This window comes from Methylobacterium sp. Gmos1 (assembly GCF_053764715.1).
Window position 1 is genome coordinate 39,379 of the sequence record NZ_JBSNCC010000003.1, and the last position, 23,451, is coordinate 62,829.

Annotated in this window: 19 protein-coding genes and 1 pseudogene; 8 read left to right on the forward strand and 12 right to left on the reverse strand. The window is 72.7% G+C overall.

Translation table 11 applies throughout. The annotated features are described in order from the left end of the window. Window positions 1-8 precede the first annotated feature (8 nt). Window positions 9-1,082: a CgeB family protein gene (locus ACS5PV_RS06270; protein WP_455394494.1), complete on the reverse strand. Its 1,074-nt coding sequence runs from the start codon at window positions 1,080-1,082 to the stop codon at window positions 9-11. A gap of 221 nt (window positions 1,083-1,303) precedes the next feature. Between ACS5PV_RS06270 and ACS5PV_RS06275 the strand changes: the two genes are divergently transcribed. The 3 genes and pseudogenes from ACS5PV_RS06275 to ACS5PV_RS06285 all read left to right on the forward strand — a co-directional run bounded on the left by ACS5PV_RS06275 (window position 1,304) and on the right by ACS5PV_RS06285 (window position 7,486). After that, entirely contained in the window at window positions 1,304-3,982 is a 2,679-nt protein-coding gene (locus tag ACS5PV_RS06275; protein ID WP_455394495.1) for a PAS domain-containing protein, read from the forward strand. Window positions 3,983-4,230: 248 nt separating this feature from the next. Further along, window positions 4,231-4,359: pseudogene (locus tag ACS5PV_RS06280) on the forward strand (IS256 family transposase); the annotation flags it as partial. A gap of 454 nt (window positions 4,360-4,813) precedes the next feature. After that, window positions 4,814-7,486: an AbfB domain-containing protein gene (locus tag ACS5PV_RS06285; RefSeq protein ID WP_455394496.1), complete on the forward strand. Its 2,673-nt coding sequence runs from the start codon at window positions 4,814-4,816 to the stop codon at window positions 7,484-7,486. Between the two features lie 104 nt (window positions 7,487-7,590). Here the strand turns inward: ACS5PV_RS06285 and panE are convergent, their stop codons facing one another. Continuing rightward, on the reverse strand, window positions 7,591-8,529 hold the full coding sequence (gene panE / locus ACS5PV_RS06290; protein WP_455394497.1) for a 2-dehydropantoate 2-reductase: 939 nt from the start codon (window positions 8,527-8,529) through the stop codon (window positions 7,591-7,593). A 97-nt stretch (window positions 8,530-8,626) separates the two neighbouring features. Here panE and ACS5PV_RS06295 point away from each other — a divergent pair, with 97 nt between their 5' ends. Further along, complete coding sequence (locus tag ACS5PV_RS06295) at window positions 8,627-9,949, forward strand: chloride channel protein (RefSeq protein WP_455394498.1); 1,323 nt, start codon at window positions 8,627-8,629, stop codon at window positions 9,947-9,949. A 246-nt stretch (window positions 9,950-10,195) separates the two neighbouring features. Here ACS5PV_RS06295 and ACS5PV_RS06300 read toward each other — a convergent pair whose 3' ends face one another. Together ACS5PV_RS06300 and ACS5PV_RS06305 are read right to left on the reverse strand one after the other, a co-directional pair. Then, window positions 10,196-10,333 carry a hypothetical protein gene (locus ACS5PV_RS06300; RefSeq protein ID WP_455394499.1) on the reverse strand — a complete coding sequence of 46 codons (138 nt, stop codon included), beginning with the start codon at window positions 10,331-10,333 and terminating at the stop codon, window positions 10,196-10,198. Window positions 10,334-10,540: 207 nt separating this feature from the next. After that, complete coding sequence (locus tag ACS5PV_RS06305; RefSeq protein ID WP_455394500.1) at window positions 10,541-12,403, reverse strand: GumC family protein; 1,863 nt, start codon at window positions 12,401-12,403, stop codon at window positions 10,541-10,543. Between the two features lie 490 nt (window positions 12,404-12,893). Between ACS5PV_RS06305 and ACS5PV_RS06310 the strand changes: the two genes are divergently transcribed. After that, on the forward strand, window positions 12,894-13,370 hold the full coding sequence (locus tag ACS5PV_RS06310; RefSeq protein WP_455394501.1) for an acyltransferase: 477 nt from the start codon (window positions 12,894-12,896) through the stop codon (window positions 13,368-13,370). A 114-nt stretch (window positions 13,371-13,484) separates the two neighbouring features. Here the strand turns inward: ACS5PV_RS06310 and aqpZ are convergent, their stop codons facing one another. From aqpZ to mutL, 4 genes are all read right to left on the reverse strand, one after another. Further along, window positions 13,485-14,219, reverse strand: coding sequence for an aquaporin Z (aqpZ, locus tag ACS5PV_RS06315; RefSeq protein ID WP_455394502.1), 735 nt, complete (start codon window positions 14,217-14,219; stop codon window positions 13,485-13,487). Between the two features lie 276 nt (window positions 14,220-14,495). Then, a complete protein-coding gene (locus ACS5PV_RS06320; protein WP_455394998.1) occupies window positions 14,496-15,209 on the reverse strand; it encodes a Uma2 family endonuclease in 714 nt (237 codons plus the stop codon). Then, window positions 15,158-15,301 carry a hypothetical protein gene (locus ACS5PV_RS06325; protein ID WP_455394503.1) on the reverse strand — a complete coding sequence of 48 codons (144 nt, stop codon included), beginning with the start codon at window positions 15,299-15,301 and terminating at the stop codon, window positions 15,158-15,160. The genes ACS5PV_RS06320 and ACS5PV_RS06325 overlap by 52 nt, the downstream gene beginning before the upstream one ends. Before the next feature lie 63 nt (window positions 15,302-15,364). Continuing rightward, window positions 15,365-17,326 carry a DNA mismatch repair endonuclease MutL gene (gene mutL, locus ACS5PV_RS06330; RefSeq protein ID WP_455394999.1) on the reverse strand — a complete coding sequence of 654 codons (1,962 nt, stop codon included), beginning with the start codon at window positions 17,324-17,326 and terminating at the stop codon, window positions 15,365-15,367. A 76-nt stretch (window positions 17,327-17,402) separates the two neighbouring features. Between mutL and ACS5PV_RS06335 the strand changes: the two genes are divergently transcribed. The 3 genes from ACS5PV_RS06335 (at window position 17,403) to ACS5PV_RS06345 (ending at window position 21,202) form a co-directional block, all read left to right on the forward strand. Further along, window positions 17,403-17,972, forward strand: a complete 570-nt coding sequence (locus ACS5PV_RS06335; protein WP_455394504.1) for an N-acetyltransferase family protein — start codon at window positions 17,403-17,405, stop codon at window positions 17,970-17,972. A gap of 113 nt (window positions 17,973-18,085) precedes the next feature. Further along, the gene (locus ACS5PV_RS06340; RefSeq protein ID WP_455394505.1) at window positions 18,086-19,720 is read left to right on the forward strand and encodes an outer membrane beta-barrel protein; all 1,635 of its coding nucleotides are present in this window, start codon (window positions 18,086-18,088) and stop codon (window positions 19,718-19,720) included. Between the two features lie 102 nt (window positions 19,721-19,822). Beyond that, the gene (locus tag ACS5PV_RS06345; protein WP_455394506.1) at window positions 19,823-21,202 is read left to right on the forward strand and encodes a TAXI family TRAP transporter solute-binding subunit; all 1,380 of its coding nucleotides are present in this window, start codon (window positions 19,823-19,825) and stop codon (window positions 21,200-21,202) included. A 1-nt stretch (window position 21,203) separates the two neighbouring features. On the opposite strand, the gene ACS5PV_RS06350 is transcribed toward ACS5PV_RS06345, so the two are convergent. The 4 genes from ACS5PV_RS06350 to ACS5PV_RS06365 all read right to left on the reverse strand — a co-directional run bounded on the left by ACS5PV_RS06350 (window position 21,204) and on the right by ACS5PV_RS06365 (window position 23,445). Then, window positions 21,204-21,827: an AprI/Inh family metalloprotease inhibitor gene (locus ACS5PV_RS06350; RefSeq protein ID WP_455394507.1), complete on the reverse strand. Its 624-nt coding sequence runs from the start codon at window positions 21,825-21,827 to the stop codon at window positions 21,204-21,206. 220 nt (window positions 21,828-22,047) lie between these two features. Further along, window positions 22,048-22,830, reverse strand: coding sequence for a succinate dehydrogenase iron-sulfur subunit (locus tag ACS5PV_RS06355; protein WP_455394508.1), 783 nt, complete (start codon window positions 22,828-22,830; stop codon window positions 22,048-22,050). A gap of 4 nt (window positions 22,831-22,834) precedes the next feature. Next, window positions 22,835-23,215 carry a DUF5615 family PIN-like protein gene (locus tag ACS5PV_RS06360; protein WP_455394509.1) on the reverse strand — a complete coding sequence of 127 codons (381 nt, stop codon included), beginning with the start codon at window positions 23,213-23,215 and terminating at the stop codon, window positions 22,835-22,837. Then, entirely contained in the window at window positions 23,212-23,445 is a 234-nt protein-coding gene (locus ACS5PV_RS06365; RefSeq protein ID WP_455394510.1) for a DUF433 domain-containing protein, read from the reverse strand. Before ACS5PV_RS06365 ends, ACS5PV_RS06360 begins: the two co-directional genes overlap by 4 nt. Window positions 23,446-23,451 lie beyond the last annotated feature (6 nt).

The window sequence follows — 23,451 nt, forward strand, 5'->3', positions numbered from 1 at the left end:
GCTTCCGGTCACGCGGCCATCACCGACAGGATCGTCTCGGCCCGGTGGCGGTAGGTGTGGGCGGCGAGCGCGCGGGCGCGGGCGCGCCCGGCCATCGCCTCGAAGGCGGCAGGCTCGCGGTGGGAGCGGGCGATGGCCTCGGCGATCTCCTCGGCGTCGTCGAAGAGCAGGATCTCGCGGCCCTCCTCGAAGTAGTCGAGGATCTCGAGTCCGGCGGCAAAGCACAGCTGCGGCGCGCCGGCGAGCGCCGCCTCGAAGACCCGCGGCCCCGGCGTCGAGGCCGGCAGCTGGAACCGCCGGTTGGCGATGTCGAGGTCGCGCCCGACCGCCAGGGTGAGGCGCGCCGCGCTCGCCCGGTCGGCCATCGCGGCGGGGCTCAGGCGAGTGTTCTCGGCGAAGGGCAGGGCGGCCGGCCAGCCCGCGCCGCGCACCTCGACCCGGAACCCGGCGAGGCTCGCTTGCGCCCGCTCCAGGAGCGCGATCCGGTTCGGAAAGGCGGCGCCGCAGAAGAACAGGTCGAGGCTGCGCTCGGCCATCGGCCGCACCGGCCGGTCATGGGTCCGGCGGCAGGCGGCGAGCGGCAGGTGCGAGACGCGAGCGTGCCGGTAATGGGGCAGGGCCCAGCGGTCGTTGGTGAAGATGTGGTCGGCCAGGGCCTCGGCCTTGGCCGCGTAGTCGAACTCGTAGGGGTCGTCGTGGAGCCAGAGGGCGAGGCGGGCGCCCGCCCGCCGGACGCTGCGCGCCAGCCCCCGCAAGTCGGCGGCATCGACCGCGACGCTGCCCAGAGCCACGACGAGGCTCGGGCGGAAATCCGCGACCGCCTCTCCGACGAGTTCCAGCGGGCTTGCCCGCACGGCGCCCGCGCCGAGCAGGTCCGCGAAGCCGTCGCGCAGGGCGGCGCGGATCGGGGCGTTGTGGTTCACCGCGTCCGGGCTCGTGCTCGCCACCAGGACCTTCGCGGGAGACGAGCCTTTGAGGAGCATGCGGACCGGGGCGGCGAGGGGGCTGACACAGGGATGGCGGATGCCGAACACGCAAAAGCCGCCGAGATCAAGGCCTCGCGCGCGGCCGAGAGCCCGCATCCCCGGCGCTCGGGTCCTTCTGCCCCACAGGAACCCCGCGCGCCCTCGGACGCTCTTCCCCGGATCCGCGGCCGTCCCATCGTCCGCACGATCCGGCGACAGGTCGCCGCGCGCGTGATAGGATAGGAGACAATGATTCCCCGCACGCCTCCGCCGCGCCACCCCTCCGCACCCGGCGCCTTCCGCGGCAGGTCCGCGTCGCCCGTCGCCCGACCCGCCGCATGAGCGCGCCGGTGCCGGATTACCGGAGCCTCTTCGAGGCAGCGCCCCATCCCTACCTGGTCCTCGACCCGCAGGGCCGCGTCGTGGCGGCGAACGAAGCTTATCGCCGGGAAAGCCGCGACGGCGCCGACGACCTCGTCGGCCGTCAACTCGGGGAGGTGTGCCCGGGCGAGGGCGCGCCGCTGCAAGCCTCGCTCGCCCGCGCGGTCGCGACCGGCCGGCCCGACACGGTGGTGCCGGACGGGAGCGCCTGGAGCGTCACCCACGTCCCGGTGCGCGGCGCCGCCGGCGCGGTCGAGGCGGTGCTGCACCACCGGACCGGCCGGGCGGCCGTCTCCTCGCAGGAAACACTGGCCTTGCAGGAGGCGCAGGAGCGGCGCGAGCAGATCTTCCAGCAGATGCCGGGTTTCGTCGCGGTGCTGCGCGGGCCCGCCCACGTCTTCGACTACGTCAACGATGCCTACGTGACGATTGCGGGCGCGCGCGATTTCGTCGGCCGCACCGTGCGCGAGGTGTTTCCCGAACTCGCCGGGCAGGGCTTCTACGAACTCCTCGACACGGTCTACCGCACCGGCCGGCCCTTCGCGGCCCGCGCGATGCCGATCCTGCTCTCCGGCGACGAGGGCGAGCGCGCCATCGACCTCCTGTACCAGCCGATACGGGACGGGTCCGGCGCGGTCACCGGCATCTTCGTCGGCGGCTACGACGTCACCGAGCAGGTCCGCTCGCAGGCGGCGCTGCGCGACAGCGAGGACCGCTACCGCACCCTGCTTGAGAGCATCGACGTCGGGTTCTGCATCCTGGAGCTGAAGTTCGACGAGGGGGGCCGCGCGGTCGATTACCGGATCGCCGAGGCCAACCCCGCCTTCGCCCGCCAGACCGGGGCCGACGTCGCGGGGTTGTGGGTGAGCGAGTTCGCCCCCGACCTGGAGCGGCACTGGTTCGACACCTATGGCCGCGTCGCGCTGACCGGCGAGCCGGTCCATTTCGAGCAACAGGCCGACGTGTTCGGACGCTGGTTCGACGTGCGGGCCCTGCGGGTCGGCGACCCGGGCCTCGCCAGGGTCGCGGTGTTCTTCAGCGACATCTCGGACCGCAAGCGCATGGAGGAGGCGCTGCGGGTGCTCAACGCCTCGCTGGAGCAGGAGGTCGCCCACCGCACCGCCGAGCGCGACCGGATCTGGCAGGCCTCGACCGACCTGTTCTGCGTCGCCACCCTCGACGGCCATTTCGCCAGCCTCAACCCGGCCTGGACCGCGCTCCTGGGCTGGAGCGAGGCCGAGCTCCTGGCCCGCCCGTTCCTCGATTTCGTGCATCCGGACGACAGGCCCGCGACGCTCGCGGCGGCGGCGGGCCTAGTGCGGGGCGAGACCCTGCCGACCTTCGAGAACCGCTACCGGCACCGGGACGGCTCGCACCGCTGGCTGTCCTGGAACGCCGTGCCGCGGGACGGGCGCATCTACGCCACGGTGCGCGACGTCACCGCGATCAAGGCCCAGGCCGCCGCGCTCGCCCAGGCCGAGGAGGCGCTGCGCCAGTCGCAGAAGATGGAGGCGGTGGGCCAGCTGACGGGCGGCGTCGCGCACGACTTCAACAACCTCCTGACCATCATCCGCTCGTCGGTGGATTTCCTGCGCCGTCCCGAGCTGCCGGAGGCGCGCAAGCGCCGCTACCTCGACGCGGTCTCCGACACGGTCGACCGGGCCGCCAAGCTCACCGGGCAGCTCCTCGCCTTCGCCCGCCGCCAGGCCCTGTCGCCGGCGGTGTTCGACGTCGGCGACAAGGTGCGGGGCGTGGCCGACATGCTCGACACCGTCACGGGCGCCCGCGTGCGGGTGGTGGTGGCGGTGCCCGACGAGCCGTGCTTCGTGCGCGCGGACCTGAGCCAGTTCGAGACGGCGCTCATCAACATGGCGGTCAACGCCCGCGACGCCATGGAGGCCGAGGGCACGCTGACCCTGAGCCTCACCGGCGGCGTCCCGATGCCGCCGATCCGCGGCCATGCCGGCTCGCAGAACGCCTTCGCGGCGATCGCGCTGACCGATACCGGCCCGGGCGTGCCGCCGGACCTCATCGGGCGGATCTTCGAGCCGTTCTTCACCACCAAGGAGGTCGGCCGGGGCACGGGCTTGGGGTTGAGCCAGGTCTTCGGCTTCGCCAAGCAGTCCGGCGGCGACGTCGACGTGACGAGCCGCGCGGGGCACGGCGCCACCTTCACCCTCTACCTGCCCGAAGCGCCGGCAACGGCCGCGTTCGACGATCGGAGTGCCGCCGACGCCTCGGCCTCGCCGATCGGCGCCGGCGAGAACGTGCTCGTCGTCGAGGACAACATCGAGGTCGGCCGCTTCTGCACCCAGATCCTGCAGGATCTCGGCTACCGCACCACCTGGGCGACCAACGCCGAGGAGGCGCTCGACCGGCTCGGGACCGACGGGGCGGGATTCGACGTGGTGTTCTCCGACGTGGTGATGCCCGGCATGGGCGGCCTCGCGCTCGCCCACGAGCTGCGCCGGCGCCTGCCGCGCCTGCCGGTGGTGCTCGCCTCCGGCTACAGCCACGTGCTCGCCCAGGACGACGCCCACGGCTTCGAGCTCCTGCACAAGCCGTACTCGGCCGAGCAGCTCGGCCAGATCCTGCGCCGGGTCACCGGGCCGGGCGGGCGGCGGCGGGCGGGGTGAGGCTGTGGCACCGGCTGTCAGGCGGCGTATCCGGACAGCGTTAAAGTTCCATAACATACCTTATGCGAATCATGCCTGTCGACGCGGGGCCGGGATGTCCCCGCGCTCGACCCGGCCGGCGGTGAGCGTGGCTGTGTTCGAAGGCCCGAGACGGCGCCATCCAGGGCGGCGTCGTTCGAGCTGACCCCTTCCGCTGCTGCAGCCTCGAGCGCTGCGCGGTTCGAGCTCATCGCCTGCATGCTTGAATGGCGGAGACGGACGTGCGGGTCCACATGGGCTTCCCGAATGTCCACCGGGCCAGGCTGTACGCGACCGACCCGCTCGTTCGCCTCGACGGCGAGATCGAGCGCCGCACCGAGGGCGTCGGCTCCTTCCCCAGGCGGCCCGCGCCCCGAGATCGGCAGGATCACGGCCAGGTCTTCGGCGATCCGATCCGCATCCGTTGTCTGCCCGATCTCCGTCTCTTCTAACGGAAATATCGACCTCTCGTTAAGACTCACCTCCGTTCACTCAGTATTCGCTTGGCGGCCGCATTTGGCCCGGTCGTCATGGTCGCTGGGGAATGCTGGTCATGATTCGTTATCCCCTACCGATTACCGGATGTAAACGCCCATCGATCAGGGTCGGCACTGGGACAACCGAATGACGGGGTGAGATATCGCGGTATGCGGCATGCAGTGAGGATCATCGCGGCCCCTGCGGCCACCCCATTCCTCGGGGGTCATCCCGGCCTCGATCGCGTGACCGGAACCGTACCGGGTGGGACGCTCCCTGACTCGGTGCGCGGCCGCGCGCACCACACGCTCTGACCTTCCAGCGAAAGCTTTCCCCATGATCGATGCGACACACGCCGCGGGCCGGCGCCGGAAGCGCCTGCGCCACGCCGCCCTCCTCTCCGCCACGGTGCTGGCGACCGGTCTCCTCGCACCGGCGCAGGCCGCGCAGTTCGGCATCGTGGTCAACCAGGTCGTCGACCCGATGATGGCCGGCCTGCCGCTGCCCGACAACGCGCCGGCGACGGGCCTGTGGTCCGGCGTGCAGGGCTGGCCGATGAACGCCATCACCCTCAGCCTGCTGCCGAGCGGCAAGATCGCGTCCTTCGGCACGCCGGGCGGCAACCCGGGCACCCAGGACGGTCGCACCTTCGACATCTGGGACCCGACGAAGGGCTTTGCCGGCGGCCACGTCACGCTCCAGGGCGTGACCGGCGTCAACAGCTTCTGCGCCGCGCAGGCCTTCCGGCCCGACGGCTCGCTCCTGATCGCGGGCGGCATCTTCGACAACGGCAACGACAAGGGCAGCGTCGTCCTCAACAACACCGGCACCGGCGTGGGCGCGCTTTCCGCCCGGCTCGCCAACGACCGCTACTACTCGACCATGCTGACGCTGCCGAACGGCCAGCAGATCATCATGGGCGGCTCCTACCCCTATCTCGGCGGATACGCCGATCCCCAGGGCAGCATCGACAAGGGCTACATGACCGGGATGACCCCGGAGATCTACGACGGCACCCAGTGGAAGAGCCTGTTCGGCGCCAAAAGCCGCGACGCGTTCGGCCCCGACAACAACAGGTGGTGGTACCCCCGTGCCTGGATCGCGCCGAACGGCAAGGTGTTCGGCATCAGCGCCGAGAAGATGTGGTTACTCGACCCGTCGGGCAACGGCGCGGTCACGGCGATGAACTTCAAGGAACCGCAGCGCCAGGCCTCCTCCGCCACCGATGCGCCGAATGTCGGCCCGGTCTCGACCGCGGTGATGTACGACACCGGCAAGATCCTCCAGGTCGGCGGCAACAGCTACGACAACGGAAACGGCTTCCTGTCGAGCAGCCGCGCCTCGATCATCGACATCAACGGCGGCACCCCGGCGGTGAGCGACACCAGCCCGATGAACTTCGGCCGGGCCTGGGCCAACGCCACGGTGCTGCCCACGGGCCAGGTCGCGGTGACCGGCGGCAGCAAGTTCAACGACCAGGCCGGCGACAACACCGTCCTGCAATCGGAGATCTGGGACCCGAAGACCGGCCGCTGGTCGGTCGGCGCCTCGGGCGGGGTCTATCGCGGCTACCACTCGACCGCGATCCTGATGCAGAACGGTGCGCTCCTGCTCGCCGGCGGCGGCGCGCCGGGCCCGGTCAACAACCAGAACGCCGAGGTGTTCTACCCGCCCTACCTGTTCGCCACCGTGAACGGGAAGACGGTGCTCGCCCCGCGGCCGCAGATCGTCAGCCTCTCGACCGCGCAGCTCCGGCACGGCCAGTCGCTGCAATTCGAGCTCACCTCCCAGAACGGCCTGTCGCAGGTCGTGCTGGTGGGCCTGAGCACGGTCACCCACAGCTTCAACTCGGGCCAGCGCCGCTACGTGGCGGCCTTCAGCCAGACCGGCACCGCCGTGACGATGCAGGCTCCGGGCTCGGCCAATGTCGCACCCCCCGGCTACTACCAGGTGGTCGCGGTCGACCAGAAGGGCGTGCCCTCGCCGGGCGTGATCATCGCGCTCGGCGCCGGCGTCGCGGCGCCGAGCCAGGTGGCGGCCCCGGCGATCCCCGCCGGCACGGGCGGTCAGGCCGGCACCGGCACCGGCACGGGCGGGACCGCGGGGGGCGGCACGGGCGGCGCGACCGGGGGCGGCACCGGCACCACCGTCGCCACCGGCACGGTCGTGAGCCTGCAGGCGAGCAACTACACCACGAGCTACCTCACCAATGTCGGCGGCACCGCCCGCCTGATCGTGCCGGCCAACGCGAGCGACCGCCAGCAGGCGACGTTCCGGCTGGTGCCGGGCCTCGCCGGCCAGGGCGTGTCGTTCCAGGCCAGCACCAACGCGAGCCAGTACCTGCGCCACCAGAACTTCCAGATCTTCCAGCAGGGCAACGACGGCGGCGACGTGTTCCGGCGCGGCGCGACCTTCATCCCGCGTGCGCCTCTCGCCGGCACCTGCGGGTGCAGCGGCACCTGCACGTCCTACGAATCGATCGACTGGCCGGGCTACTACCTCCGGCACCAGAACTTCAGCTTCTACATCGCCCAGCCGGATGGCGGTGCCACCTACAACCAGGACGCCTCGTTCTGCCCGGCCTCCGGCCTGACCCCGACGGGCTCGGTCCTGAAGGCGGCGCATTCGGGGATGTGCCTGTCGACCACGCCGGGCGACGCCCGGGACGGCGGCGCCGTCACGCAGCAGGCCTGCAACGGCTCGGCCGAGCAGACCTGGACGAGCACTCCCAGCAACGGCGGCCTCGCCTACGTCAACAAGGCGTCGGGCAAGTGCCTCGACATGTCGCTCGTGGCGGCGCCCGCCCCCGGCACGCAGGTCTACCAGTGGACCTGCCACGGCGGGAACAACCAGGCCTGGACGTCGCGGCCGCAAGGCGCCGGCAACGCCCTGGTCTCGGTCAACGCCAATCTCTGCCTCGACGTCTGGGGAGCCTCGACCCAGGCCGGCGCGGCGACGGCGGTCTGGACCTGCCACGGCGGAGGAAACCAGACCTTCCTGTCGCAGTAAGCGCGGCCGCTTCGCCCCCGGACGGTCGTCCGGGGGCACTGATCGGAGCGCGATCATCGGGGGAGGACGGTTCGACCGCCCTCCCCCGATCGTCGTTCCGGCGCTCAGCCCTGCTCCCGCGCCCGCCGGCTCTCGTAGGCCTTGAGGTGGGTGTAGGCGGCAGAAAGGTGCGGCCAGGCGCCGTCCGGACGGGCCGCCCGGCCCCGGGCGAGAAGGTCGCCGACGATGTGGTCGGCCTCGATCCGGGCGCCCCGCTCGATGTCGCGCAGCATCGAGGCGGTGAAGCGGGAGCCCTCCGCCGTCAGGGTGCCGCGGCTGGTCTCCAGGAACTTCTCCCGCGGCGCGTGGCCGGCCCCGGCCGCGATGCCGCGGCACTCGTCGAGGAGGCCGAGCATCACCTCGCGCCCGCCGGGCGCGGCCACGATGTCGCCGACGGGGGCGCGCATCAGGCAGGTGCCGCAGGCGAGCGTCGCGAGGAAGACCCACTTCTCCCACATCTCGAGCAGGACCCGCTCGCTCAGGCGCGCCGAGAAGCCCGCCCCCTCGAGGACGCTCGCAGCGCGCAGGATGCGCTCCGAGCGCGACCCGTCGCGCTCGCCGAAGGTGAACGCGTGCAGGTCGCTCATCTGCACGATCTCGCCCTCCGGCGAGAGCGTCGCCGCGATGGCGCAGGAGCCGCCGAGCACCCGCTCGGCCCCGAAGCGCGCGTCGAGGGCGTCGAGATGGGCCATGCCGTTGAGGATCGGCAGCACCATCGTGCCGGGCCCGACCGCCGGGGCGACGTCGTCGAGGGCGCTGGCGAGGTCGTAGGCCTTGCAGCTGAGGAGCACGAGGTCGAAGGGGTCGCGGATCACGCCCGCCGTCACGGTGGCCGGCCGCTCGATGCGGAAGTCGCCGAGCGGGCTTCGCACCGACAGGCCGCTCTCCGCCAGCCGCGCCGCCCGGGCCGGCCGGACCAGGAAGGTCACGTCGCGCCCGGCTTCCGCGAGCCGCGCCCCGAAATATCCGCCGGTCGCGCCGGCTCCCACCACCAGCACTCGCATGCCGCGTCCTCCCGTCCGTTCTCGCGGCCCGAGCTTCGCATTCCCGAGGGTTTCGTCCAAGGTGGCCGTCGAGGTCGAGTGACGGGAGTTGCGGCGCGTGCGGGGTTTGCGGGGGCGGCTGTCCGGGTCGCGGGATGTCGCCGGGATCTGGATCAGGCGCGGGCTGTTCGTGATCGGGGGCATCGCGGTCGGGGCGGCGGCGGTCCTGATGGCGTATCTGGCCGATGCGGCGCAAGCGGGTTTCCGGGCCGTGCTCGGGATCTCGCCGCTGATCGCGCTGGTCCTCACGCCCCTGGGCTTTGCGGTCGCGGCACTGCTCGCCCGCACGGTGTTTCCGAACTCGCAGGGCAGCGGCATCCCGCAGGTCATCGCCGCCCGCGACATCGAGGACGCCGCGTTGCGCCACCCGCTGGTCTCCCTGCGCACCGCCTTCGGCAAGGTGGTGGTGATGAGCCTGGGCCTGTTCTGCGGCGCCTCGGCCGGGCGCGAGGGGCCGACGGTGCAGGTCGGCGCCGCCCTGATGGCGGCGGCCGGGCGGTTCGCGCCGGAGCGCCAGCGCGGCCTGCTGCTTGCCGGGGGCGCGGCCGGGGTGGCGGCGGCCTTCAATACGCCGCTCGCCGGCATCGTGTTCGGCATCGAGGAGCTCAGCCGCTCCTACGAGGCCAAGACCTCGAGCCTGATCCTCGGGGCGATCATCGCGGCGGGCCTGACCTCGCTCGCGCTCGTCGGCAACTACACCTATTTCGGCACCACCGCCGACACCCTGCCGCTGCGGGCCTGGGCCGTGGTGCCGCTCTGCGGGGTCCTCGGCGGGCTCGCCGGCGGGCTGTTCAGCCGCATCGTCATCGCGGTCTCGCGCGGGCTCCCGGGCCTTGCCGGGCGGTTCGTCTCGGGGCGGCCGGTGGTGTTCGCGGGCCTCTGCGGCCTCGGCGTCGCCCTGTGCGGGCTCGCCACCGACGGCCACGTCTACGGCACCGGCTACGAGGAGGCGAAGGCGCTGCTCCACGGCACCGCAGAGACCCACGCCCTGTTCGGCCCGCTGAAATTCGTCGCGACCACGCTGTCGTCGATCAGCGGCATCCCGGGCGGCCTGTTCGCCCCGTCCCTCGCCGTTGGTGCAGGATTGGGTGCCGAGATCGCCGGCCTGTTCGCGGACGTGCCGGTCGGGGCCGTGGTGCTGGTCGGGATGGTGGCTTATCTCACCGGCGTGCTCCAGGCGCCGATCACCTCGTTCGTGATCGTCGCGGAGATGACCGAGAACCACGCCCTGGTGATTCCCCTGATGGTCGCGGCGCTGATCGCCGACGGAGCCTCGAAGCTCGTCTGCCCGGAGGGGCTCTACCACGCGCTGGCCGAGCCGATGGTCGCGCGCATCACAGGGCGGCGCGCCCGGGAGCCGGAGGTGAGCGGTCCGGCGTGAGGGGCAGCGACACTGCGTTGCCGCTTCGCAGGATCATTCCGGGGCCGCGCAGCGGAGCCCGGAATTCAATACGCAGGTCTTTCCAGAAGGACTCTCACAGCGCCTCGCCCGATTCCGCACCCTCCGCGGTTCTGGATCCCGGGCTCCGCTGTCGCGGCCCCGGGATGACGCCGAGGGTGTGTTGGGTGTCGAGTTTGGTCTGAGGAGAGCGGCCGGATTATCGGCACGTCTCCCGGACCGCCCGCCTCAGAACGGCAGGATCCCGAACTCGGCGACGCGGCGGTTATGCTCGGCCCAGAGGCGCATCATCTTGGCGAACAGGCCCGGCTTGGTGGAGGCCTGGACGGCGGAACGGGTCGCGGCGATCGACGGGGAGGAGGCCATGGGTTCGGCTCCGAAGTGAGAGGTGGGGTGGAACTCTGTGGTTCCTGTCCCTGACTATGCCGCCGATGCTGCGACGCAGCAATCGTTGATCTCGCAGTTGCGATATGCGCGCCGTACATGCAACTGGCGTCATCTTGCCAATATGCCCGCCAACCATGCACGATATGCCTGACTGACGGGCGATAGGCGCTTTTTCGTGCCGTGGGATCACCCGTCGATGGCGGTCCGATCGACCTCGGTGGTGATCGTGCCGAGGATCCGGGCGCGGGCGTGCTCCAGCGCCTCGCAGGCCTCGGTCAGGGTCCGCAACGGGGTGCGGCCCCACTCGGTCATCAGCACCACGCCGTCGAGGAGCGGCGCCAGCGCCGCGGTGGCGGCGGACCGGCCGACCGGCGGCAGATCGACGATCACCACGTCGTAGGCGTCGCACAGGCTGGTGAGCAGCGCCTCCATGGCGGGCGAGCCGAGCCAGTGCGGCGATGGCAGCGCCTCGTGCGCCAGGGTCAGCACGTCGCAACTCTCGGCGAGCGCCGCGACGTGGGCGCGCCAGCTCTCGCAGGCCCGGGTGCCGGAGCCGCACAGGGAGGCGGCGATGTCCTCGCCCGCCCAAGAACCGCCCGACACCGGATCGGCGGGGTCGGCGTCGATCACGAGCGCGCGCGCGCCCGCGGCGGTATAGAGCCGGGCGAGCTCGATCGCCGCGAGCGCCTTGGTGCGGCCGCAGGTCCGCCCCGCTGCCGTGAGCCCGATCGTGCGCAGCGGCACGGCGTGGCTCGCCGAGGTCAGGGAGAGCCGCGTCCATTGCAGGCCCTCCGCCAGCCCGGCGCGCAGCCGCGCCTCGTCGGTCAGGCGGCGCAGCCCTGGCCGGCCGGCGGGCCTGGCCGGAATCCAGCCGAGGCAGTCCCGCCCTGTCGCGGCCCGGACCTGGCGCCGGGAGCGGGCGCGGCCGTCGAGGAGCAGGCCCGCGACCCCGACCATCACGAAGAGCCCGGCCCCCGCCACGGCGCCGGCCGGCATCGTCAGGCGCAATCCGGGGTTGGAGCGGAACAGCGGCCGGGTCGCCGGGGTGATGACCCGGGAATCCGCCACCGGGGCGCTCTGGCGCTGCACCGCCTCGGCGAGCACCACCAGCAGGCTCTCGTAGACCTTGCGCGAGGTCTCGGCGGCGGATTCGAGTTCCTCCAGCGTGCCGGGCTCGTCGTCGACCGGCGCCCGGGGCACGACCTGCGGGCCGGCGCTCGCCACCGGGCCGTCGGCCTCGTCGCGCCGGCCGCGCCGGATGCGGTAATTGTGGGTGGCACGGAATTCCTGCACGGCGCGGATCGCCGTGTTCATCTGGCTCCGGAACCGGTCGACGCGCTCGTTGAGCCAGTCGGTGGCGAAGCGCGAGGCCTCGATCCGGGCCTCCATCTTCTCGCGCTGGAACTGCTCGACCACCGCGTTGACGATGTCGGCCGCCTTCTGCGGATCGCGGGCCACGAAGGCGATGTCGAGGGCGTAGGCGAGGCCGGCGCGGCGCACGTCGAGCCTGGCCGCGAAGGTGTCGAAGAGGCGCCGTTCCGCCTCGAGGCCGCTATCGGCCTCGGCCTCCGCACGCCCGGTCGCGCCCCTGAACGCCGCGCGGGCACCCTCGAACAGGGCGGCCGCGCACGCCTGCACGCCCGCGGCCCAGGCCGGGAGGCGGAGGCGCGTGCCGGCGAATTCCGGGTCTCTGCGCAGCCCGAGCTTGTCGATCACCATCCGGGCGACCTTCTCGGAGCGCAGGATCGCCACCTGGTTGGCCATCTGGCCGGTATCGATGGCAAAGCGCGATTCGCCGCCGGGCTCGGAAAAGAGCGGCGGCATCTTCGAATCGATCACCAGCTGCGCTCGCGCGGTGTAGACGGGGGTCGAAGCCAGCGCGTAGAGGGCGCCGAGCGCCGCCCCCGCGAGGGCACAGGCGAGGATGCGGGCGCGGCGGCGACGCAGGAAGGCGAGGATGTCGCGAACCTCCAGGGTGCGCGTCTCCGGCGGGTCGTCCCGGAGGTGGGGGGCGAGGGACGGGTCGGTCCAGATCGGGTTGTTCAGCAAGATCGCGCTCTCTTCGGCTCGACCGCGGCGGGGGATCCGGGATCGGCGGCTCCCCCGCGGGCGCTGGTGGCCGCCGCGGGCGGGCGCCCGGGATCGCTCGACCCCGAGGATCCGCCCGTGACCCCCGGAGGTGTACGTCCGGCACGCACCGGGCCGGAACGCCGCGGAACGGCGTAGGTGCAGCGCGACGGGGCCCGGGCGGCGGAGGCGGGACTTCGCCGATGGTCCACCCCCTCCCCCTTCGGTCCGACCAGGCCGCCCCCGCCTCCTCCGTCCGGTGGGGGCACCGTAGCCAAGGGTGGAGGAGCGGCCTGGGCCACCTGACCCGGCCGGTCGAGGCGGACCGCGCCCGCCGCCCCCAAAGCCGGTGCTGCCGGGCGGTGCGCCCGCGGCCTAGGCTCCGGGACGAGCCGCGGCTCGACGACCCTCTCGGCCGACGATTGTTGCGAGCCGACGATTTTTGCGACCCGACGGACAGGAGCTCGCCCGCATGCCGATCACCGACGTGGCCCTCGAGGAGGGCGCCAGCATCACGCATCCGGACCTCGTCGATCTCGCCGGCTGCCGCATCGGCGCCGGCGCCCGGATCGGTCCTTTCGTGCAGATCCGCCCGGGCAGCCGCATCGGCCCGCGCTGCAAGGTCTCCTCGCACAGCGTGCTCGGCCCCGCGGTCGAGCTCGGCGAGGGCGTGTTCGTCGGGCATGGGGTGGTGATCGGCGATGGCGCCGGCGCCAGGCCAACCCGGATCGGGCCCGGCGCGTCGCTAGGCTCCCGCGCCACGGTGCTGCCCGGCGTCGCGATCGGCCGGGGCGCGATGGTCGGCGCCGGCGCCGTCGTCGGCGGCGACGTGCCGGACTTCGCCCTGGTGATCGGCGTGCCCGGCCGGGTCGTGGGCGACGCCCGCGACCGGCGCGGCCTCGAACCGCACGACCCGGCCGGGCGCCTCGACGAGGTCCCGGCCGGCTGAGTGGCTCTCACAAAACTCCCGCTGCGCTGGCGCCGCCACATCGAGCAACACTGGGGACCGGGATTTTTGTGAGGTGCACTGAGCCCGGGCGCGGTCATCCGGCATCCGGTCGCATCAAGGCGTCGCAGCGGCGCTCGGCAGGCCGGTGACCTGCGCCGCGGGTTCCTCGCTCAGCCAGCGGTACAGGACGCCGCCGAGCGCCCCGCCGATGATCGGCGCGACCCAGAACAGCCAGAGCTGCGCCAGGGCCCAGCCCCCGGCGACGAGCGCCGGGCCGGTCGAGCGGGCCGGATTGACCGACAGGTTGGTGATCGGGATGCCGACGAGGTGGACGAGGGTGAGGCAGAGCCCGATCGCCAGCGGCGCGAAGCCGACCGGCGCCTTGCCGTGCGTCGCCCCCATGATCACGAACAGGAACATCATCGTCAGCACCACCTCGGCGAGGAAGCACGCGACGAGGGAGTACTGCCCGGGCGAGTGCTCGCCATAGCCGTTCGCCGCGAAGCCCTTGGCGAGGTCGAAGCCCGGCGCGCCGGAGGCGATCACGAAGAGGAGCCCCGCCGCCGCGACGCCGCCGGCGAGCTGCGACACGATGTAGGGTGCGATGTCCCGGCCCGGGAAGCGCCGCCCCGCGGCGAGCCCGATCGTCACCGCCGGATTGAGGTGGCAGCCCGAGATATGGCCGACGGCGTAGGCCATGGTGACGACGGTGAGGCCGAAGGCGACCGAGACCCCGAGCAGGCCGATGCCGACCTGGGGGAACGCTGCCGCGACGACGGCGCTGCCGCAGCCGGCGAAGGTGAGCCAGAAGGTGCCGATCGCCTCGGCGGCGCATTTGCGGATGTCCATGGAGAGTCTCCTCGTGCGGGACTTCGTCCCGCGCCGGGCTTCGGGCCGGCTCGATCGGGTGCGGGGACGTCGGCCGCGGGCATCCGGCCCGGACGCGACGCGGAGCGCCGCCCGGGATCGGTCGGAGGAGAAGCTTGCCCAAGTGAGGTCGCGGGCTTCAGTGCTCGTTGCAGTCTCTATACCCGAGATCTCAGCACAAAAAAACCGAAACGGCTCCGGTCTCTATTGGTGAATGCTGCGGCCTATTGGTCAGGGAGGTGCACGGCCGGATCGTCGTCACCGCCCGCCGTGCAGGGCCGCCTCCAACTCCCGATGCAGCCTCTCCGGCACGACCGCCCGCCACGGCTCATCGGTCTGCGGCACCGCCATGCCGACGAGCACGGCGACCGCCGCCGCGCATTCCTCGGCGTCGAGCGCGGCGAGACAAGCCTCGATGGCGGGGGAGACTGCGAGGCCCTTCAGGCCGGCGATGCGCGCGACCTCGGCCGGCCCGAAGACGGCACGCGGGGGGCGGTCGTCGCCCGTGGCCGCGAGCGTCGGGACGGCCGCGTAGATCTCGTCGAGCCGCAGCTCGATCGCGACCGCCGCGACGTGGAGAATGGCGTCGGGTGCCTGGAGCAGCTCGTAGCGCCAGCCGGCGCCCTCGCGATGGTACGCCTCGATCCGGCGCTGGTCCTGGGCGACGAGGACGAAGTGGCGCAGATCGGGCAGGCCCTGGTAGACGAGCCACTTCCGGCCGCGGTCGTAGCGCTCGGTCGAGGGGGACAGGACCTCCAGGATCACGCTCGCGCCGGCCACGCCCTTCGTGTCCGGATCGGGCGCGATGCCGTCGCCGCACGAGACGAAGACGTCCGGGTAGAATCGCGCGGTTCCGGCTTCGAGCCGCATCGTCTCGCGGAACGACGCGCAGGGACCGCCGGGCGGGAGGCGTTGCGCGATCAGGGCGTCGAGCCGCCGACCACTAGGCGGACGACCTCGCCGTCGAGATATTCGAGCCGCTCGCCCTCCTCAGCCGCCGCGCAGAGGCGATCGTAGCCGTCGAGATCGACGAACGCGTCGCGCCGCGGGTCATTCCGGGGCATGGGGAACTCCGGGATCGAGGACCGGCACGATCGTAGCCGGGAGCCGCGCGGGCCGAAACGCCCTCACCGCCGCCCGAACAGCCGCTCCACGTCCGACAGCTTCAGTTCGACGTAGGTCGGCCGGCCATGGTTGCACTGGCCGGAGAACGGCGTCGCCTCCATCTCGCGCAGGAGCGCGTTCATCTCCTCCGGCCGCAGGCGGCGGCCGGCGCGGATCGAGCCGTGGCAGCTCATCCGCGACAGGATCGCGTCGAGGCGGCGGGCGAGCGGATCGGCCCCGCCCTCGACGAGGGCGTCGACCACGTCGGTGAGCAGCGCGCGCAGGGAGCCGCCGGCGAGCGCGGCGGGGACTTCCCGCACCAGCACCGCGCCGTGGCCGAAGGCTTCGAGCACGAGGCCGAGATCCTGCAAGCTCTCCGCCGCGTCGGCGAGCCGGTCGGCCTCGACCGGATCGAGCTCGACGACTTCCGGGATCAGCAGGATCTGACGGGCGATGCCGCCGCCGGCGCGCTCGCGCTTCAAGCGCTCGTAGACCAGCCGCTCGTGGGCGGCGTGCTGGTCGACGATAACGATGCCGTCCCGCGTCTGGGCGACGATGTAGGTCTCGTGCAATTGCGCCCGCGCCGCGCCCAGGGGGTGCTGCTCGGCCTCTCGCGCGGTCGCCTCGGGCGCCGGCGCGCGCTGGTCGGCGCTCGGCAGGGCGAGGTCGCCGGCGAACCGCGCCTGGCGTTCCTCGGCGAAACCTCCGGCGGGAGGCGGTCCCTCGTAGGCGGCCTGGCTGGACTCGCGCGCCTGCCACGGCGCGGAGGCCGGGCCGCCCGGATCATCGCCGAAGTCACGCGCGAAGTCTTCGGGCTGGCCGGAGCCGGCCGGCCGGGACGGCGCCGTCTCGTCGCGGCGCGAGAACAGGCTCGCGGGCGGGCGCGCGGCGGTGGAGGCCGGCGCCACCGCCGGCCGCAGGCTCTCCAGGGTGCGGGCCGCCACCGTGGCGGAGCTGCGCCCGCCCTCGCGCCGCAGCGCCTCGTGGATGGCGCTGACGATCAGCCCGCGCACCAGGCCGGGATCGCGGAAGCGCACCTCGGTCTTGGCCGGGTGGACGTTGACGTCGACGAGGGCCGGGTCGCAGGTGAGCGCCAGCGCCAGGACGGGGTGGCGGTCGGAGGCCATCACGTCGGCGTAGGCCCCCCGCACCGCCGAGAGCAGCAGCCGGTCGCGCACCGGCCGGCCGTTGACGACGAAGTGGACGTGGGTCGCCGCCGCCCGGTGAAAGGTCGGCAGTCCGACATGGCCGTCGAGGGCGAAGGCCTCGCGCTCCAGGCTCAGGGGCGCAGAGTTCTGGCCGAAATCCGGGCCGAGCACCGCGACGAGCCGGCGCAGCCACGAGCCCGGCCCGGTCTCGGCCGGGAAGACGAGGCCCGGGGACGCGGCGCCTTCGCCGGCAAGGCTGAAGCGGATCTGCGGGTGGGCGACCGCGAGGCGGCGCAGGATCTCGCCCACCGCCGTCGCTTCCGCCCGGTCGGACTTGAGGAACTTCAGCCGCGCCGGCGTCGCGGAAAACAGGTCGGTGACCTCGATCCGGGTCCCGGGCTGGCCGGCGGCCGGGCGCACGGGCCCCTTCTCGCCGGCGTCGACCACGATGACGTGGCCGGTCTCGGCTCCGGGCACCCGCGAGGTGATGGCAAGCCGCGCGACCGCGCCGATCGACGGCAGCGCCTCGCCGCGAAAGCCCAGGGTGTCGATGCGCTCCAGGTCGCCGTCGGGCAGCTTCGAGGTGGCGTGGCGCTCGACCGCGAGAGCGAGGTCCTCCGCGCTCATGCCGCCGCCGTCGTCGACGACCCGGATCAGCTTGCGCCCGCCGGCCGCGATCGTCACCGCGATGCTGGAGGCCCCGGCATCGACCGCATTCTCGACCAGCTCCTTGACCGCCGAGGCCGGCCGCTCGACCACCTCGCCGGCGGCGATGCGGTCGACGAGCACGGGGTCGAGGCGGCGGACCTGCGCGCGTCCGGAGGGTGAGGAGGCCATGCTCACGATATAAGCTTTCGCACGCCCCGCCAGAAGGTGCAGGATCCGGCGTTTCCACCGGATGGATCGACGCGGGATGGCGCAGGATCTCGGGGCAGACGATGACGGCGTGGTCCTGCGCCGTTGCGAGGAGGCCGACATCCCCGCGGTGACGGCGATCTACGCCCACGCGGTCGCCACCGGCCGGGCCTCGTTCGAGCTCGCGCCGCCGGACGCGGCCGAGATGGGACGGCGCCGGGCGGAGATCGTCGCCGGCGGCCATCCCTACCTCGTCGCCGAGCGGGCGGGAGTCGTCGCGGCCTACGCCTATGCCGGTCCCTACCGCACCCGGCCGGCCTACCGGGGCACGGTCGAGACCTCCGTCTACGTGCGGCCGGACCAGATCGGGCTCGGCCTTGGCCGGCGTCTGCTCGAGCGGCTGATCGCGGAGGCGACGGCTTCGGGCTTTCGCCAGATGGTGGCGGTGATCGGGGATTCGCACAACGCCGCCTCGATCGCCCTGCATGCCGGCCTCGGCTTCCAGCACGTCGGGGTGCTGCGATCCGTCGGCTGGAAGCACGGCACCTGGCTCGACACCGTCCTGATGCAGCGCGCCCTCGGGCCCGGCGACGAGACGCCCTGGGCCGGAGCCCCGCCGGACCGGTGAGGGCGTGCCCCGTCCCGGCGTCGGTTACCGGGACTTAACCCTGTCGGTTGTAACGCTCTTAACCATGATGGCCCGCTGAGCGCGGCGGGGTGGAGCGGAGCGGCAGGCCCGTGGTGGACGAGCGGCGAACACCCGGACAGGCCGGCCCCGGCCTCCCGGCCCTGGTGCTGGCAGCCTCCCTGCTCGCCGCCGGTCCGGTCGCGGCGCAAGGCGCGTCGGCTTCGGGCCCCGGCCAGGATCTCGGCCAGGGGCTGAGCTTCGGCCAGGGACTCGGTCCGGCGGCGGATCCGGCCGCGCCCGGCGCGCTCCCGGGCGGCCAGGATCCCGGCACCTTCGCGCTCCGGTCGACCAACCCGGCGCTCCAGCGGAACCCGGCGCTCGAGGGCAGCCTGTCGCGCAGCGGCGGCCGGCCGGGTGCCCGCTCCGGCGCCCGGCCGCGCACGCCGCCGCAGCGGCGCACGCGCCCGCCCACCACCGCCATCATCCGCCAGACGATCCAGCAGGACACCGCCGAGGATGCGCGCCTGCGCCCGACCGTGCAGATCCCGGTCTCGGGCCTGCCCGACCTCGCCGGGACGGCGCCGCTCCTGCGCCGGCGCTCGCTCGATCCCCTCGACCCCTACGGCCCGCTCGGCATCCGGGTCGGCAGCCTCACCCTGTTCCCGGCCCTGCAGCAGAGCGTCGGCTACGATTCCAACCCCGACCGCTCGATCTACCGCCGCGGCTCGCTGGCGCTGCGCAGCCAGGGCGAGCTGCGGGTCGAGAGCGACTGGTCGTCCCACGCGCTCACCGGCGAGGCGCGCTTCGGCTACTTCAACTATCCCGACAACCCCAACGCCAATCGGCCGGACGGCGACGGCGCGATGCGCCTGCGCCTCGACGTCGCCCGCGACACCCGGGTCGACGTCGAGGGCCGCTACGCGATCTCGACCCAGCGCGCCGGCAGCCCGGACCTGAACGCCCAGGTCCGCGACCGGCCGCTGGTGGCCGCCTATGGCGGCACCGTCGGGATGACGCAGAGCTTCAACCGGCTCCAGGTCACGGTGGCGGGCCTCGTCGACCGGCAGACCTTCGAGAACGCCCAGCTCACCGACGGCACGTTCCTGCGCCAGGACGACCGCAACGCCAACCAGTACGGCCTGCGCCTACGCACCGGCTACGAGATCCGCCCCGGTTTCACCCCCTTCGTCGACACCCTGGTCGACACGCGGGTGCACGATTTCGTGGTCGACCAGTTCGGCCTGCGCCGCGATTCGGACGGCGTGACGGTGCGGGCCGGGTCGAGCTTCGAGTTCAGCCGCCTCGTCTCCGGCGAGATCTCGGGTGGATACCTATCGCGCCACTACGCCGACAGCCGCCTGCGCGACGTCACCGGGCCGGTGATCGACGGCTCGGTGACCTGGGCGGCGACCGCGCTGACCTCTCTGCGGCTCGGCGCCTCGACCGGCGTCGCCGAGACCGTGGTGCCGGGGGCGAGCGGCATCCTCACCCGCACCGCGGTGGCCGAGCTGACCCACGACCTGCGCCGCAACCTGCGCCTGACGCTCACCGGCACGCTCGTCAGCAACGAGTACCAGGGCACCAGCATCCGCGAGCAGGGCTACAGCGCCGGCGTCCGGCTCGACTACCGCCTCAACCGCTGGCTCGGGTTCCGCGCGAGCTACGCCCGCGAATTGCTGCGCAGCACCGCGATCGGGTCGAGCTACCACTCGGACACCTACCTGGTGGGGGTGCGGGTCAACCCATAGGCGCAACTGTCCCTGCGACACGCGCGCCGCGCAACCTCGACGCTCCTCCCCCGGTTTCATTCCATCAGGGATCCGGTCTCCGAGGGAGGGCATGTCCGCGCGATGACGAGAGCGTTCCGGCCCGAGCGCATCTTCCTGGTCACCAGCCTGGTGCTGACCATCGCGGCGGCGGTGGCGCTGTACCTGTTGCAGGCGACCACGCTCAGCATCGCGGTGGCGCCGCGGGACGGCACCGAGCCGGCGCTGATCCGCGCCTACGCGGAGGCCCTGAAGAGCACCCAAAAGGGCGTGCGCCTGCGGATCATGCCCTTCGACGACGTGCGCGAGAGCGCCAAGGCGCTGGAACAGGGCAAGGCTGACCTCGCGGTGGTGCGGCCGGACGTCGACCTGCCGGCGAACGGCCTGACCCTCGCGATCCTGCGCGACCAGGCGATGCTGATCGCCTCGCCGGCCCCGTCGGGCATCACCACCTTCCCGGAACTCGCCCGCAAGCGCCTCGGCATCGTGGCGCACCGCGACGCCGACCTGTGGCTGCTCAAGAGCCTGATGGGCTATTACGGCCTGACCCTTCAGGAGGGCCCCGCTACCGGCCCGGTGCCGGTGGGCCAGGTGCGGCTGGTGCCGCTGGCCGAAGAGGACCTCGCCGGTGCCTTCGCGGAGAAGCGCATCGACGCGGTGGTGGCGGTGATCGCCCCGGCCGCCCCGATGGCTTTGCGCCTCGTCGCCACGGTCCAGGCGGCGAGCCGGACCCGCAAGGTCGCGTTCGTCGGCGTCGAGGACGGGCCGGCGATCATCGAGCGCCTGCCCCGGCTCCAGGCGGTGACGGTGCCGGCCGGGCTGTTCGGCGGCAGCCCCAAGGTGCCGGAGGAGGAGGTGAAGACGGTCGGCGCCTCCTACCGGCTGATGGCCCGGGCCTCGATGAGCCGCACGGTCGCGGCTGACGTGACCCAGCACCTGTTCGAATTGCGCTCGCGCCTCTCCGACGCGACGCCGGCGGCCGACTACGTCGCGGCGCCGGCCTACGAGACCACCGCCGAGGCGACGAGCGCGCGGCTGCCGATCCATCCCGGCGCCATCGACTATTACGAGCGCGAGCAGCAGGGCTTCATCGAGCGCTACGGCGACTGGGTCTACCTCCTGGCGGTGCTCGGCGGCGGCTTCGGCTCGGCGCTCGCCTGGCTGCGCCAGCGCCTGCGCCGCCTGCGGCGCGAGCGGATCGACGTGGTGATGGACCGCCTGCTCGAGATCCTGGCCGAGGCGCGCCGGGCCGATCCCGCCGGGCTCGACGCGCTCACCGGCGAGGTCGACACCCTGGCCGCCGACGTGGTGCGCTACACCCGCGAGCGCGAGACCGACACCCGCACCATGGCGGCGGTGATGATCGCGATCGAGACCGCCCGCTCCACCATCGCCGATTGCCGCCGCATGACCGGCGAGGCGGTGCCGCCGCGGCCCGCCTTCCGGCTCAGCGCGGCGGAGTAGCCTACCGCACCATCGCGAGGGGCGCGCCGGACTTCGACAGCGCGCCGTCCATGGCGCCGCCCGCCGGGCGCAGGCGCGCCGCGACGGTGCCGCCGGGCTGGTAGAGGTAGACCTCGCCGTCCCGGTAGTCCCATGCCGTGACCTTGGCGAGGTCCTTGTTGGCGCAGCCGGTCGACGAGGCCTTGTAGAGGTCGAGGGCGGGGGTGCTCGCGAGGTTGACCCGGCAGCTCGCGCCGGTGGCGTCCTTGGCGGTCCAGCCGCCGACGACGCCCGAGCGCCCGCCGCTCGCCACCACCGGCGCCGCCGGCGGGGGCGCGATAGAGGCCTGCTGCTGCACCGGCGGGGGGCTCGCCTCCGCGACGATCGGGCCGGTGGGGTTGGCGACGACCGGGCCGGGGGGCGCCGCGGCGGCGCCGGGCGGCGGGGCCAGGGGGGCCGAGGTCACCGGGCCGGAGGACAGGCCGGGGCCGAGATCCGGCTCCTCCGGCGGCAGCGGCCGGGCGGCGCGGGGTGCGGGACGGGCGGACGCGCCGATTCCCCCGGTGTCGAAGCGCGACGAGGAGCAGGCGCCGGCGCTCGCGGCGAGGGCCAGGGCGGCGACGGTGCAGAGAATCTGACGCGGCATCGAGGGGTCCTGATGAGGGGTCCTGCGCGGGGTGCCCCCGGCCCGGCCTGCGGCCGTGCTGCGAGGATCGATCGTCGAGGATCGGTTGTGCCCGGCAAATACGATCCCGGGAGGGCGCGTGCAGGGGTTTCCCCAACGACAAAGGCGCCCGAAGGCGCCTTTTCGAGAGGGTGTGGCCGACAGGACCCAGTCGGCCGCACCGGATGCGTTCGAAGGTCGATCAGACCTCGCGCGCCACCATCATCTTCTTGATCTCGGCGATGGCCTTGGCCGGATTCAGGCCCTTCGGGCAGGTGTTGGCGCAGTTCATGATGGTGTGGCAGCGGTAGAGCCGGAACGGGTCGTGCAGCCCGTCGAGGCGATCGCCGGTATGCTCATCACGGCTGTCGATCAGCCAGCGATAGGCCTGGAGCAGGGCTGCCGGGCCGAGGAAGCGGTCGCCGTTCCACCAGTAGCTCGGGCACGAGGTGGTGCAGCAGGCGCACAGGATGCACTCGTAGAGCCCGTCGAGCCGCGCACGGTCCTCCGGGGTCTGGCGCCACTCCTTCTCGGGCGAGGGCGTCTCGGTCTGCAGCCACGGCTCGATCGCCGCGTGCTGCGCGAAGAACGAGGTCAGGTCGGGAACCAGGTCCTTCAGCACCGGCATGTGCGGGAGGGGATAGATCTTGACCTGGTTCGACTTGCAGTCGTCGATGCCGAGCGTGCAGGCGAGCGTGTTCTGCCCCATGATGTTCATGGCGCAGGAACCGCAGATGCCCTCGCGGCACGAACGCCGGAAGGTCAGGGTCGCATCGACCTTGTTCTTGATCCACAGCAGGGCGTCGAGGACCATCGGGCCGCAATCGTCGCGATCGACGTAGTAGGTGTCGATCCGCGGGTTGGCGCCGTCGTCCTGGTTCCAGCGGTAGATCCGGAACTCCTGGACGTTCTTGGCGCCGGCCGGCTTCGGCCAGGTCTTGCCCTCGGTGTACTGGGAGCCTTTGGGGAGGTTGAACTGGGCCATCTGTCTATGCCTGATCGGTGCGGTCGAGCCCGAGGGGACGCAGTCGCACCCGTCCGGTCTCGATGGTGAGGAGGGCTCCGGAGTGCAGGTCCGCCCGCGCCCCGTCGATCGCGCGGGCGACGAGGGGGCCGACGCGCCCGGGCAGCGTGGATCCCATGCGGAGCTGGATGACGCTCGGCGCGGTCGCGTCCGACCGCGCCAGGGCGATCCCGAAATCGAGATCGGCCGTCATGACGGCGCGACCGGAGGCTCGCGCCCAATCGATGATGTCGGTGTCGGGCGCGTCCTCCGCACCGGCCTCCGACCAGTGGACCGCGTCGTGTCCAAGGCCTTGAAGGTACGAGACCCAGTCGGGCGTGAGGTTCATGTCGACCACGATCCTCACGCCGCCGGCTCGAGAGCGATTTCGCGCTCCTGCGCCATCCAGGCCGCGTAGCGGAGAGCCTCGAGAACATCCTCGCGTTCGAGGTAGGGATAGGCAGACAGCAGCTCGTCGATGCCGATGCCCTCGCCGAGATTCCCCAGGATCATCGCGACCGTCACCCGCTTTCCGCGGATGCAGGCTTTCCCGGCCATGACGGCCGGGTCGCGGGTGATCCGGGGGAACTCGGTCATCGATCC